Origin of the sequence: Zwartia sp. (genome assembly GCF_049655405.1) — a bacterium.
Taxonomy (GTDB): Bacteria; Pseudomonadota; Gammaproteobacteria; order Burkholderiales; family Burkholderiaceae_B; genus Zwartia.
In genome coordinates, this window is the sequence record NZ_JBASJR010000013.1 from 239397 (window position 1) to 251258 (window position 11862).

General features: G+C 50.8%; 13 protein-coding genes. 2 read left to right on the forward strand and 11 right to left on the reverse strand.

From position 1 onward, the window contains the following. Positions 1-24 precede the first annotated feature (24 nt). The 5 genes from pheS to WBJ47_RS12605 form a co-directional block, all read right to left on the reverse strand. Positions 25-1047: a phenylalanine--tRNA ligase subunit alpha gene (pheS, locus tag WBJ47_RS12585; protein ID WP_422244359.1), complete on the reverse strand. Its 1023-nt coding sequence runs from the start codon at positions 1045-1047 to the stop codon at positions 25-27. A gap of 83 nt (positions 1048-1130) precedes the next feature. After that, positions 1131-1490: a 50S ribosomal protein L20 gene (gene rplT, locus WBJ47_RS12590; RefSeq protein ID WP_422244361.1), complete on the reverse strand. Its 360-nt coding sequence runs from the start codon at positions 1488-1490 to the stop codon at positions 1131-1133. Between the two features lie 13 nt (positions 1491-1503). Then, positions 1504-1701, reverse strand: coding sequence for a 50S ribosomal protein L35 (gene rpmI / locus WBJ47_RS12595; protein ID WP_259659572.1), 198 nt, complete (start codon positions 1699-1701; stop codon positions 1504-1506). 266 nt (positions 1702-1967) lie between these two features. Next, complete coding sequence (locus WBJ47_RS12600; RefSeq protein ID WP_422244363.1) at positions 1968-3470, reverse strand: YifB family Mg chelatase-like AAA ATPase; 1503 nt, start codon at positions 3468-3470, stop codon at positions 1968-1970. Positions 3471-3610: 140 nt separating this feature from the next. Further along, positions 3611-3868, reverse strand: a complete 258-nt coding sequence (locus tag WBJ47_RS12605; protein WP_422244365.1) for an accessory factor UbiK family protein — start codon at positions 3866-3868, stop codon at positions 3611-3613. 316 nt (positions 3869-4184) lie between these two features. On the opposite strand from WBJ47_RS12605, the gene WBJ47_RS12610 reads away from it, so the two are divergent. After that, complete coding sequence (locus tag WBJ47_RS12610; protein ID WP_422244367.1) at positions 4185-4523, forward strand: P-II family nitrogen regulator; 339 nt, start codon at positions 4185-4187, stop codon at positions 4521-4523. 27 nt (positions 4524-4550) lie between these two features. After that, positions 4551-5789 carry an ammonium transporter gene (amt, locus tag WBJ47_RS12615; RefSeq protein ID WP_422244369.1) on the forward strand — a complete coding sequence of 413 codons (1239 nt, stop codon included), beginning with the start codon at positions 4551-4553 and terminating at the stop codon, positions 5787-5789. A gap of 124 nt (positions 5790-5913) precedes the next feature. On the opposite strand, the gene ptsP is transcribed toward amt, so the two are convergent. Genes ptsP through thrS form a run of 6 tightly spaced genes read right to left on the reverse strand, consistent with a single transcriptional unit; the run spans position 5914 to position 11845 of the window. Then, positions 5914-7626 carry a phosphoenolpyruvate--protein phosphotransferase gene (gene ptsP / locus WBJ47_RS12620; protein ID WP_422244448.1) on the reverse strand — a complete coding sequence of 571 codons (1713 nt, stop codon included), beginning with the start codon at positions 7624-7626 and terminating at the stop codon, positions 5914-5916. A gap of 28 nt (positions 7627-7654) precedes the next feature. Beyond that, positions 7655-7924 carry an HPr family phosphocarrier protein gene (locus tag WBJ47_RS12625; RefSeq protein ID WP_422244371.1) on the reverse strand — a complete coding sequence of 90 codons (270 nt, stop codon included), beginning with the start codon at positions 7922-7924 and terminating at the stop codon, positions 7655-7657. Positions 7925-7966: 42 nt separating this feature from the next. Further along, positions 7967-8362 (reverse strand): PTS sugar transporter subunit IIA, encoded by a 396-nt coding sequence (locus tag WBJ47_RS12630; RefSeq protein WP_422244373.1) that lies wholly within the window; start codon positions 8360-8362, stop codon positions 7967-7969. A gap of 3 nt (positions 8363-8365) precedes the next feature. Beyond that, positions 8366-9331, reverse strand: a complete 966-nt coding sequence (gene gshB, locus WBJ47_RS12635) for a glutathione synthase (protein WP_422244375.1) — start codon at positions 9329-9331, stop codon at positions 8366-8368. 3 nt (positions 9332-9334) lie between these two features. Continuing rightward, positions 9335-9877, reverse strand: a complete 543-nt coding sequence (gene infC / locus WBJ47_RS12640) for a translation initiation factor IF-3 (RefSeq protein ID WP_422244450.1) — start codon at positions 9875-9877, stop codon at positions 9335-9337. Between the two features lie 18 nt (positions 9878-9895). Continuing rightward, the gene (thrS, locus tag WBJ47_RS12645; RefSeq protein WP_422244377.1) at positions 9896-11845 is read right to left on the reverse strand and encodes a threonine--tRNA ligase; all 1950 of its coding nucleotides are present in this window, start codon (positions 11843-11845) and stop codon (positions 9896-9898) included. Between the last annotated feature and the right edge of the window lie 17 nt (positions 11846-11862).

Consider the following 11862-nt stretch of genomic DNA (forward strand, 5'->3'; position numbering starts at 1 on the left):
GAACCGTCTCGGGTCAGTACTAAATTAATCGTTGAACTGGCGAAGAAAACGCAGATCACCTTCAAAGAACTGTCTAAGATCATTGACCCCGTATCGCAACATGGTCAGTCTTTCAAGGCCTGAACCAAAAGCAAAACCGATATAACGCTCGGGATCCAAACCAAAGTTGCGCACGACATCAGGGTGTACCTGACCCGAGCCGGAAATCTCTAACCAGCGACCCTTGTTGGGACCCGACGTAAACATCATGTCGATTTCGGCTGAGGGTTCGGTAAACGGGAAAAATGAGGGTCGAAAACGCAACTCGAGATCTTCAGTTTCAAAGAAACAGCGTAAAAAGTTGGTGTACACACCTTTCAAGTCTGCGAACGAGATATTCTCGGCAATCCATAGGCCCTCGACCTGATGAAACATAGGCGAGTGTGTCGCATCGCTATCAACGCGATATGTCCGGCCAGGCGCAATCACCTTGATCGGAGGCTTGTTCATTCGCGCATAACGCACTTGCATTGGGCTCGTGTGCGTGCGCAACAACAAAGGCAGACCTTTGTCATCTTTCATGTCTACATAAAAGGTGTCCTGCATCGAACGGGCAGGATGATTCTCTGGATTGTTGAGCGCGGTAAAGTTTGTCCAATCGTTCTCGATTTCGGGGCCGTCAGCCACATCGAAACCAATTGATTTGAAAATCTCTTCTACCCGCTGCCACGTGCGTATCACGGGATGCACGCCACCCGCAGCAATTCCGCGCCCTGGCAGGCTCACATCAATCGTCTCGGCGGCAAGACGCGCATCCAATTGCGCCTGAGCCAAAGCAGCTCTGCGCGCATTGAGTAAGGCTTCGATCTGCTGCTTGATCTGATTGATACGCGCACCCTCTTCGCGCTTGGCCTCGGCGTCTAGCTTTGCCAAGCCTTTCATCATCTCAGTCAGACTGCCTTGCTTGCCCAAAAAGCGCGCTTTGGCGTTTTCGAGAGAGGCAGCATCCGTTGCTTGTGCAAACTGCTGTTGGGCCTGCTCAATCAGGTCATTGACTATCTGAGTCATCGCTGGAAAACCTTAGAGAAACGAAGCTTAAAAATGCAAACGGAGCCAAAGAGGCCCCGTTTACAGATACATCTAGTCAGAGCTTAGGCAGCCAACACAGATTTGACCTGATTGACGACGGCAGCAAAACCAGCCTTGTCATGAACGGCCATATCTGCCAAGACCTTGCGATCGAGTTCGATAGCCGCTTTCTTCAGACCAGCAACAAACACGCTGTATGTCACACCATGCTCGCGGACAGCCGCGTTGATACGCGTGATCCACAGTGCGCGGAATGTGCGCTTTTTGTTACGACGATCACGATAAGCGTACTGACCTGCACGCATGACCGCCTGTTTGGCGATACGGAAAACATTACCGCGGCGACCGCGATAACCTTTCGCTGCTGTAATAACTTTTTTGTGACGGGCTCTGGCCGTTACACCACGTTTTACGCGAGGCATTGTTTATCTCCTATCAAGCGAAAGGCATCATGGCTTTAACTGAAGCCACGTTTGTTTTGTCGACCGCTGCGGAACCGCGCAACTGGCGCTTGTTCTTGGTGGTTTTCTTGGTAAGGATGTGGCGTTTAAAAGCCTGGCCTCGCTTGATCGATCCGCTGCCGCGAACCTGAAAGCGCTTTGCAGCACTTTTCTTGGTCTTCATCTTGGGCATATCAATTCCTGTTACTTAAACTTGTACCCTGCAGGTGCCCCGAAAAGCCGATCTGACAATAACAGTCAAACCTGACTTTCAGTTCTTGATAACCCCAGCGTACTTTTCACACTGCGATCTGTGCGGAAGTTTTCACTTCACTTTTGCACAAATTTCTTGCTTTCAAATATTTCTTTTCCGATATAGCTTTTCCGGGAAAGCCTTTGATTATATGACATATTTTCATTGTTTGCAGCATCTATATCGGTCTGGACCGATAAAACACGTCAGGCCGCCTTGAAACGATATTGAAATGCTTCGGCAATGTGTCTAGTATCTATTGAGTGATATTCGTCGAGATCCGCAATAGTACGAGACACGCGACGCACGCGCTGAATCGAACGAGCGGACAGATAATACCGGTCAATCAGTTGATCTAGCAGTGTTTTTGCCCCTAAAGTCATTGCGCAGTGAGTATCCAGCAAGCCATCATCCAGGCGTGCGTTCAGTCCGCCTTGCCTGGTTTTTTGCCTCGTCCAGGCTGAAACCACACGTTCACGCACTAGAGCGGAGCCCTCTCCGGCCGGCAAATCTAGCCATTTTTCCTTTTCCTGGGTCACATGAATCTGTAAATCAATCCGATCAACGAGAGGCCCAGAGACGCGTGACTGGTAAGCGAGTATTTGTTCAGGACGACACTTACATGCGCGCTTAGGATGACCGTTCCAACCGCAGGGGCATGGGTTCATCGTGGCAATAAGTTGAAAATCAGCGGGGTACACCACTTTTATATTGGCACGTGCGAGCGCGATCTCATAATTTTCCAATGGCTCTCGAAGGGCTTCGCGGATCCGACGCTCAAACTCTGGCAATTCGTCCAGTAATAAAACCCCGCGATGCGCAAGAGAAACTTCTCCGGGTCGAGGCTTCAGTCCTCCGCCTACCATTGCAGCCAAAGAGGCCGAATGGTGGGGTGTTCGAAATGGACGAACGGCACTCAAGGGTTGTGCAACACCTGCAAAAGCAGCAATCGATGCCACCTCGAGAGACTCAGACTCCGTGAGGTCAGGCAAAATACCTGGCAAACGTCTCGCCAACATACTTTTGCCCACTCCCGGCGTTCCCGCCAGCAACATACTGTGCCCTCCTGCTGCGGCAAGTTCTAGTGCCCTTCGCGCCAGTAACTGGCCACGCAAGTCAGACAAGCAAGGCTGCTGGTTGGGTGGTGCAAGGGAATTCGAAGGTGCGATGGGCAACAAAGGACTGATGCCATTGAGATGGTTGACCACCTCAGTTAAGCAGGAGGCACCCAACACTGAAATTCCGGGTACTCGCGAAGCATCTTCTGCATCTAACATCGGTAAAAGCAAGGTCGCGTGTCGATGGGTGCGCGCAACAGCCAAAGCAATCGCTAAAGCGCCTCTCGTCGAAACAAGTGCACCCGTGAGTGAGAGTTCACCCGCCAACACCAAATTAGACATCACTGAGGCACAGCGCGCGGCAGCTTGTCCAGAGACTAATAAAACTCCAAGAGCGATCGGCAGGTCAAAGCGTCCAGACTCTTTAGGAATGTCGGCGGGAGAAAGGTTGACCGTCAGACGACCCAGCGGAAACTCAAAACCACTGCTCAAGATTGCGGCTCGGACTCGTTCGCGACTCTCGCGCACCTCCGCGTCCGCCAGACCGACAATGCCAAAACTTGGAAGCCCCCGTGCCAGATGAACCTCGACACGCACTGTGGGAGCATCTAAACCTACAAGTGAACGACTCAATAAAACAGCAAGAGACATGGTGCGCCCAAAGCTGCAAAGTATGCAGTGGACGCTCACACATAGGATGGACTCTAGCTCAATACATCCACCTCGGAAAGTACTGACGGCACAGAATATGTAAGCAGAAACATAGACTTAAAGAATACGTTGACGCAGACTTATTCTGTGCTTTCCAAGGCGGCGACCCGCGCTTCGAGCGCATGCAAGTGCTGTTCAAGCGCTTCGATACGCACCTGCGCGCGACTCAGCAAATCAGATTGCACATCAAACTCTTCTCGGGTCACGAGGTCCATTTTGTTGAACGCTTGGCCCATAAAGGCTTTGACGTTGCGCTCAATATCGGCGGCTGGACTTTTTGCGATGAGTTCTGAGATGTTTTTTTGAAACTCTTCAAACCATGCATTTGGCTTCATCATGATGGACTCCTAATTTGATTGAATAAGTTTAGTTGGAGTTGTCTGCGCGCGGAATGATATACGTCAGGCTTTTGAAAAAAAGCACTCATTCTTGCCTATTCTAGAAATAGCATGAACTTTACCGCACCACTTTGGTGCGTCACGTCGGCCTTTGCACCATTTCCGTACTTAATATGTTTCAAAGTATGGCTACTGAAACGGTGCTCACAACCGAAAGCCTACACATACGTCTGTCATGCCATCTATTTTAAAAATGCAAAAGCTGGCACGTCTTTTGCTTAAACCTCGACACAACCCTTTTCTCGAGGAAACACACATGAAGCTCATTATTGCCATTATTAAGCCGTTCAAGCTTGACGAGGTCCGAGTCGCCCTCTCAACGCTTGGCGTTCAAGGGCTCACCGTCACAGAAGTCAAAGGTTTCGGTCGTCAAAAGGGACACACGGAACTCTATCGAGGCGCTGAGTACGCCGTTGATTTTTTACCAAAGCTGCGTGTCGAAGCTGCCGTAGCAGACCACCTGGTCGATCAGGCCATCGAGGCCATTGAACACGCTGCACGTACAGGCAAGATCGGTGATGGAAAAATATTTATCGCTCCGCTTGAGCAAGTCATCAGAATCCGAACCGGCGAAACCGGCGAAGCCGCACTCTAAATTTATCAAATCAATGGAGCATTAAAAATGGATAAAGCCGATATCGCATGGGTAGGTGTTTCAACCCTATTGGTACTACTGATGGTTGTACCTGGCTTAGCTTTGTTTTACGGCGGTTTGGTACGTTCGAAAAACGTTCTTTCAGTGCTAATGCAGGTGATGTGTACCTTTGCAGTGGCAGTCCTGCTTTGGTTTGCTTACGGCTACTCCCTCACCTTCACAGAAGGTAACGCCTTTGTAGGTGGATTCTCTCGCTCTTTCTTCAGTGGAATGTTTAACCCTGAAGATGGTAAGTACTCCATGACAGGCTCCATTCCAGAGTTTCTGTATGCCGCATTCCAGGCCACCTTTGCTGGCATCACTTGCGCACTCATCGTGGGCGCTTTCGCAGAACGTGCGCGCTTTTCAGCCGTACTGGTTTTTACGGTGCTGTGGTTCACGTTTGCTTACATACCAGTCGCCCACATGATCTGGTTCACCACAGAGACTTCCAAGGGTCTTCTGGCTGAAAAAGGCGCATTGGACTTTGCAGGCGGCACAGTGGTTCACATTAACGCTGGTATCGCTGCGTTGGTCGGTGCTTTCGTTGTCGGCAAGCGCTTAGGTTATGGCAAAGAAGCCATGCAGCCACACAACCTGCCAATGACAATGACAGGTGCTGCATTGTTGTGGGTGGGTTGGTTTGGCTTCAACGCTGGCTCTTCACTCGCAGCAAACGAAGTCGCAGCGCTCGCCTTGTTTAACACCTTAATTGCGACTGTTGGCGCGATTATGGCTTGGGTCTTTACTGAGTGGGCCATCAAAGGTCGTCCATCCATGTTGGGTGCAGCGTCTGGCGCCATAGCAGGTTTGGTCGGTGTCACCCCTGCAGCCGGCTTGGTCGGCCCTGTCGGTGCCTTAGTGATTGGTATCTCCGCAGGCATCATCTGCGTCTGGGGTGTCAACGGATTGAAGCGTATGTTGGGTGTGGATGACTCACTCGACGTGTTTGGCATCCATGGCGTGGGCGGTATCGTTGGTGGTGTTTTGGTCGGTGTGTTTAACGCAAAAGCACTCGGTGGCCTCGGCTTGGACTCAATTGGTCTCATCGGTGGTCAGTTGTTAGTGCAGCTCGAAGGCATTGTCATCACTATTATCTGGTCCGGTGTTGTTGCTTACATCTCATTCAAGATTGCAGATCTGATGTGTGGTCTGCGTGTGAGCGAGGACATGGAGCGTGAAGGCCTTGACATTACGTCGCATGGTGAGTCAGCCTATCATCGCTAATCTCAGTTGATTCAATGATTCCGCAAAAAAGCAATCGCTTGAGCGGTTAATAAAACTGGCTAGGCAATAAAAATCGCCGAATGTGCTTCGTACACATTCGGCGATTTCTATTTTTAAAGCGAATCTATTGAAGCACTGAGGGGTCTATGGTGCTGTGGCGATTTAAGGCAGTGGCGACTTGCTGACGTAAAGCATTGGAGTGACCGCGACGGATCTCACGCTTGACGTCAAGCAGCTGTTGCGGGTGCATTGAAAAATGCGTTAAGCCTAAGCCAAGTAATAAACGAGTCAGCTTGGGATCACCAGCCATCTCACCGCACACCGCCACAGGAATACTCGCTCGGATACCCGCATTAATGGTGTTTGCAATCAGCTTAAGCACGGCCGGATGTAAAGGGTCATACAGTGCAGAGACTTCGTTGTCCGCGCGATCGATTGCAAGCGTGTATTGAATGAGATCGTTTGTTCCAATCGATAAAAAATCTAGGGCGTCTGCAAAGGGATCAACAGCAATTGCTGTTGCAGGAATTTCTACCATGCAGCCAATTTCAATTTTGTCTGCATAAGGTTGACCTCGAACGTCAAGTTCCCGCTTGGCTGATTCGATAGCGGCTTTGGACGCAATCACTTCATGCATGTGCGCAACCATAGGAATCAAGATTCGCACGGTTCCATGCGCAGAAGCTCTCAAGATCGCTCTGAGCTGAGTTGCAAATAAATCAGGATGCGCGAGGCAATAACGAATCGCCCGCAAACCCAAGGCAGGATTCGTCGCAACTGTTGCCTCACCATCTAGCGCCTTGTCGGCACCCACATCGAGCGTTCGAATCGTAACAGGCCGATTTTGCATGGCTTTTACAACTGAAGCATAAGCAAGATATTGCTCTTCTTCGCTCGGCAACTCGGCACGACCAATAAATAAAAACTCGCTGCGAAATAAGCCAATACCGTTCGCACCGTTCGCTAAAGCCAACTCGACTTCATCGGGCAATTCGATGTTGGCTTGAAGGGAAATAGATAAACCATCAAGCGTTTCTGCAGGAACGTCTTTGAGTGCGGCAAGACTGATACGATCGTCCAGATATCGCTCTTGCATTTTTTTATACTGTGCAAGTGCGAGCGGTGAAGGATTGACAATCAAGACCCCTTGAATGCCGTCAATAATCACCTGATCACCATCACGCAACACGCTGCGTGCATGTCCGAGCGCGACAACGGCTGGCACAGATAAGCTGCGAGCCACAATGGCTGTGTGAGAGGTTGCTCCACCAAGGTCTGTCGCAAAACCGGCAAAGCGTCCACCGCGCAAACGAATCATGTCAGCAGGCGAAATATCGTGTGCGATCACAATTAAGGGTTCGTCAGTTTCCCCAGCCAGATCAAAAGCACTCAGGGCGCGCGAACCTGACAAAACATGCAGAACACGTTCGATAACATGTCGGACATCCGCGCCACGCTCACGCAGATATTCATCTTCCATAGCAGCGAATTGTTCGCCAAGAATCTGCCCTTGAGTGGTCAGGGCCCATTCTGCGTTGTAGTGCTTGTCATGGATGAGGCTCAAGGCTTCGTCGGCAAGCAAAGGATCAGATAACAGCATGCCATGCACACTCAGGAGTGCCGCCAATTCACGAGGCGCATCTTCAGGGAGCGTTTCTGCCAACTCGAGCATTTCTTGACGAGTCGTTTCCAAGGCTCGACTCAAGCGAGCTTGCTCAGCCTGAACACCGGTAGGATGAACCCTGTAATGTGCGACTTCGAGCGCCGCAGCCCCCATGACGAGTGCGCGACCAATCGCATAGCCACGAGCAGCACCCTGCCCGTATAAGCAAACCATTGGCCCGAGGCGAGTATCGCCAGAGGGCTTATTCGCCTTCGCCGAATTTGTCATCAAACAATTTATGAATAGCGTCAAGTGCGCGCTCAGCATCGCTGCCATTCGCTTCAATTTTTACAGTGGTTCGCATACCGGCTGCGAGCATCATGACGCCCATGATGCTCTTGGCGTTGACACGTTGAGCGCCTTTGGAGATGAAGATTTCACTACTAAACTGACCAGCAAGCTGGGTCAACTTGGCTGCTGCACGCGCATGCAAGCCAAGCTTATTGGACACGACGATATCGAGATCAGGCATTTCGTAAAATAATGAAGAATGGGTTAGCTGACGCGGATAACATCAGTCTACACGCAACACGGCTTGCGTGGCGCCCGCGAGCGCTTTCTCCACCACGACGTCCAATGCTGCGCTGCGATAATTAATGGTTTTCAGCAACATTGAAGCATTCACACCACCTAAAACACGACAGGAGACGCCTTGCGCCTGAGCAATGTTAGAGGCGGCGGCGGCAATATTAGAAGGCGTTGCGCCGGGCAAGTCAGTCAAAATCAACACACCTTGACCTTGGTCTGCGGCGATGATCTCAGCAGCGAGTCGAGGGGAAGAACTTGAAGCACACTCGTGGGGCTCAATGTCAAACAAATATAGATCGGGATGAGCCCCTAAAACATGTCTCGCGCACGCTACTAAAGCGGAAGCAAGAGGCGCATGCGCCACAACAAAAATCACCACCATGGCTTAGGGTGCCTGCGAAACCGCAAGCTCTAGCGCGTCGACGAAACGAGCCCCTACATCAAAGCCTGTTTGCTCAGTAATTTCTACAAAGCATGTTGGACTCGTCACGTTAATTTCCGTGACATAGTCTCCGATGACATCCAGGCCAACAAGTAACAACCCCCTTTTACTGAGCTGCGGTGCAATCTCGCGCGCAATTTCCCAGTCTCTCTTTGAGAGAGGCTGGGCTACGCCGCGGCCACCTGCAGCCAGATTGCCTCTTGTCTCACCCGCCAAGGGGATACGAGCAAGGCAGTAGGGAACGGGCTCGCCGCCAATGAGCAAAATCCGCTTATCACCCTGACTAATCTCAGGGATGTAACGTTGTGCCATGATTGACCTTTGACCATCATGCGTCAAAGACTCAAGAATCGCGTTCAAATTAGGTTCGTTCGCGGCAAGTTTGAAAATGCCTGTCCCACCCATGCCGTCGAGGGGCTTGACGATCACATCGCGATGCTCTGCGTGAAACGCCTTGATTCGCGCCATATCACGAGTAACCAGTGTGGGCGTCGTAAACTGTGCAAACTCAGTGATGGCCAGCTTTTCCGGATGATTTCGGATAGCCTCTCCACTATTGAATACGCGAGCACCTTGTGCTTGAGCGTAGTCAAACATGTGCGTAATGTAGACGTACTCCATATCGAATGGAGGATCTTTTCGCATGATGACAGCTGAAAATGCCTGTAGAGGTGTATCCACCGCTACACCAAGCTCTTTCCACCAATGATGCTCATGCAGGTCTGCACCAGCAACTAACTCAAAAGGGGTCGCGCGAGCATAGACCTGCCCCCCTTCGATGAACACATCGCCTTGCAAAGAAAAACTCAAGGAATGACCGCGGGCAACGAGTGCCCGCATCATCGCAACAGAGCTATCTTTGTAAGCGTTTAAAGCTGGCAGTGGATCCAGAACAAACAATACATGCATGGATTAAGCTGCAGCTTCTTTAGTGGTCGATTTTTTGCGAGGTGACAAAACCATGACCATTTGACGGCCTTCAAGCTTTGGCATCGCCTCTACAACAGCCATATCGGTCAAATCGTCACGCACGCGCTCAAGAACACGCATGCCAAGCTCTTGGTGAGCCATTTCGCGACCACGGAAACGAAGGGTCACTTTGGCCTTGTCGCCCTCATCGAGAAAACGTTTCAGATTACGCAGCTTGACCTGATAATCGCCTTCGTCAGTCGCTGGGCGAAACTTGACCTCTTTGACCTGAATAATTTTTTGCTTGGCACGTGCTTCGGCCAACCGTTTTTGCTCTTGGTATTTGAACTTGCCGTAATCCATCAAGCGGCAGACTGGTGGATCAGCGTTTGGCGCGATCTCAACCAAATCAATTTCACTTTCTTCGGCCATGCGAATAGCGTCAAAAGTTTTAACAATACCGAGCTGTTCGCCCTCAATACCTAATAAACGCACCTCAGGAACACGAATTTCACCATTGATGCGATGGGGTTTTTCTGTTGCGATGTTGACGACTCCTAGTAGTTAGGCCGACTGCGGTGCAGTCGAACCGGAATTGCGGCGACAAGCCACGTCTTCGTTTAGCAGTGTAGCGAATTGAGCAGCAGGCATGACGCCCAGCTCAACTCCACCACGTCCACGCACAGCTACAGTCCCTGCCTGGCGCTCTTTTTCACCAACAACCAAGATATAAGGGACTTTTTGCAAACTGTGTTCACGGATTTTATAGGTAATTTTTTCACTTCGACAATCTGATTCTACTCTAAAGCCTTGTTTTTTCAGGCTTTGTGTGATTTCTGCCGCATAATCAGCCGCATGTTCCGAAATTGAGCACACAACGGCCTGGACAGGAGCAAGCCATGCAGGCATCGCGCCGGCATGGTTTTCAATCAACATGCCGATAAAGCGCTCAAAAGAACCCAGGATCGCACGATGCAACATGACTGGCGCTCGACGCTGGTCGGTCGCATCCACAAACTCCGCACCAAGACGCTGAGGCATGGAAAAATCAACCTGAATCGTGCCGCACTGCCAGTGACGTCCAATCGCGTCTTTCAGCGTGTACTCGATCTTGGGACCATAAAAAGCACCCTCTCCTGGGGAAACCTCGAAGGAACAACCAGTCCGCTTGAGACTTTCCATCAATGCAGTTTCAGCTTTATCCCATACCTCGTCGCTTCCAATACGCTTTTCTGGACGCGTGGCAACCTTGTAAAGCACCTCGGTAAAACCAAAATCTGCATAGACCTGCTGGAGTAAAGACGTAAAGGCTGCGCACTCATCTTGCAACTGATCTTCGGTACAAAAAATATGACCGTCATCTTGAGTAAAACCACGCACACGCATCATGCCGTGCAAGGAGCCAGACGGCTCATTACGATGGCATTGACCAAACTCACCGTAGCGCAGTGGTAGATCGCGGTAGGAATGCAAGCCTGAATTAAAGATCTGGACGTGGCCAGGACAATTCATAGGTTTCAAACCATAGACACGATTTTCAGATTCGGTCGTGAACATATTTTCACGATAGTTATCCCAATGCCCGGTTTTTTTCCAAAGGGAAATATCCAGAATCTGCGGTGCCTTGACCTCTTGGTAACCGTTGTCGCGATACACGGCACGCATGTATTGTTCAACTTGCTGCCAGATCGCCCAGCCTTTGGGATGCCAGAAAATCAGGCCTGGGCCTTCTTCTTGAAAATGGAACAAGTCGAGATCACGACCAATCTTGCGATGGTCACGTCGCTCGGCTTCTTCAAGCATGTGCAGGTAAGCATCCTGGTCCTCTTTCGTCGCCCAGGCCGTACCGTAAATCCGCTGCAACATTTCATTGTTGCTGTCGCCACGCCAATAGGCGCCTGCGACCTTCATCAGCTTGAATACTTTTAATTTGCCAGTGCTGGGGACGTGGGGACCACGACACAAGTCAATAAAGTCGCCTTCGCGATAAAGACTAATCGTTTCATTGCCAGGAATCGCACCAATAATCTCGGCCTTGTAAGCCTCGCCAATCCCTTTAAAGTAGGTCACGGCATCGTCGCGCAACCATTCTTCGCGCGTGACGACCTCGTCTTTTTTGACGAGTTCAGCCATTTTCTTTTCGATCGCAACCAAATCCTCTGGCGTAAAGGGACGCTTGTAGGAAAAGTCATAGAAAAAACCGTTGTCAATGACAGGACCGATTGTGACCTGTGCATCTGGAAATAGTGCTTTAACCGCATACGCAAGCAGGTGTGCAGTAGAGTGGCGAATCAGATCCAGTCCGTCAGCGTCTTTTGCAGTAATGATGGCGAGTTGCGTATCGCTCTCCAAGCGATGCGTCGTATCAACCAAGCGGCTTTCGCCACCCTCAGTGATGCGACCGCCAAGGGCGGCACGTGCCAGACCAGCACCGATCGATTGAGCAACCTCAGCAACCGTGACCGGTCCTGGGTATTGACGCTGCGACCCGTCGGGGAGCGTAATTGAGAGCATCAGCACTAATCCTGTAA

Excerpts from the sequence above, each read along its gene's own strand:
- thrS (WP_422244377.1), bottom strand. The coding sequence starts at position 11,845 with ATGCTCTCAATTACGCTCCCCGACGGGTCGCAGCGTCAATACCCAGGA.
- ptsP (WP_422244448.1), bottom strand. The coding sequence starts at position 7,626 with ATGGTTTGCTTATACGGGCAGGGTGCTGCTCGTGGCTATGCGATTGGT.
- WBJ47_RS12600 (WP_422244363.1), bottom strand. The coding sequence starts at position 3,470 with ATGTCTCTTGCTGTTTTATTGAGTCGTTCACTTGTAGGTTTAGATGCT.
- WBJ47_RS12630 (WP_422244373.1), bottom strand. The coding sequence starts at position 8,362 with ATGGTGGTGATTTTTGTTGTGGCGCATGCGCCTCTTGCTTCCGCTTTA.
- pheS (WP_422244359.1), bottom strand. The coding sequence starts at position 1,047 with ATGACTCAGATAGTCAATGACCTGATTGAGCAGGCCCAACAGCAGTTT.
- rpmI (WP_259659572.1), bottom strand. The coding sequence starts at position 1,701 with ATGCCCAAGATGAAGACCAAGAAAAGTGCTGCAAAGCGCTTTCAGGTT.
- gshB (WP_422244375.1), bottom strand. The coding sequence starts at position 9,331 with ATGCATGTATTGTTTGTTCTGGATCCACTGCCAGCTTTAAACGCTTAC.
- WBJ47_RS12625 (WP_422244371.1), bottom strand. The coding sequence starts at position 7,924 with ATGCCTGATCTCGATATCGTCGTGTCCAATAAGCTTGGCTTGCATGCG.
- WBJ47_RS12610 (WP_422244367.1), top strand. The coding sequence starts at position 4,185 with ATGAAGCTCATTATTGCCATTATTAAGCCGTTCAAGCTTGACGAGGTC.
- amt (WP_422244369.1), top strand. The coding sequence starts at position 4,551 with ATGGATAAAGCCGATATCGCATGGGTAGGTGTTTCAACCCTATTGGTA.
- WBJ47_RS12605 (WP_422244365.1), bottom strand. The coding sequence starts at position 3,868 with ATGATGAAGCCAAATGCATGGTTTGAAGAGTTTCAAAAAAACATCTCA.
- rplT (WP_422244361.1), bottom strand. The coding sequence starts at position 1,490 with ATGCCTCGCGTAAAACGTGGTGTAACGGCCAGAGCCCGTCACAAAAAA.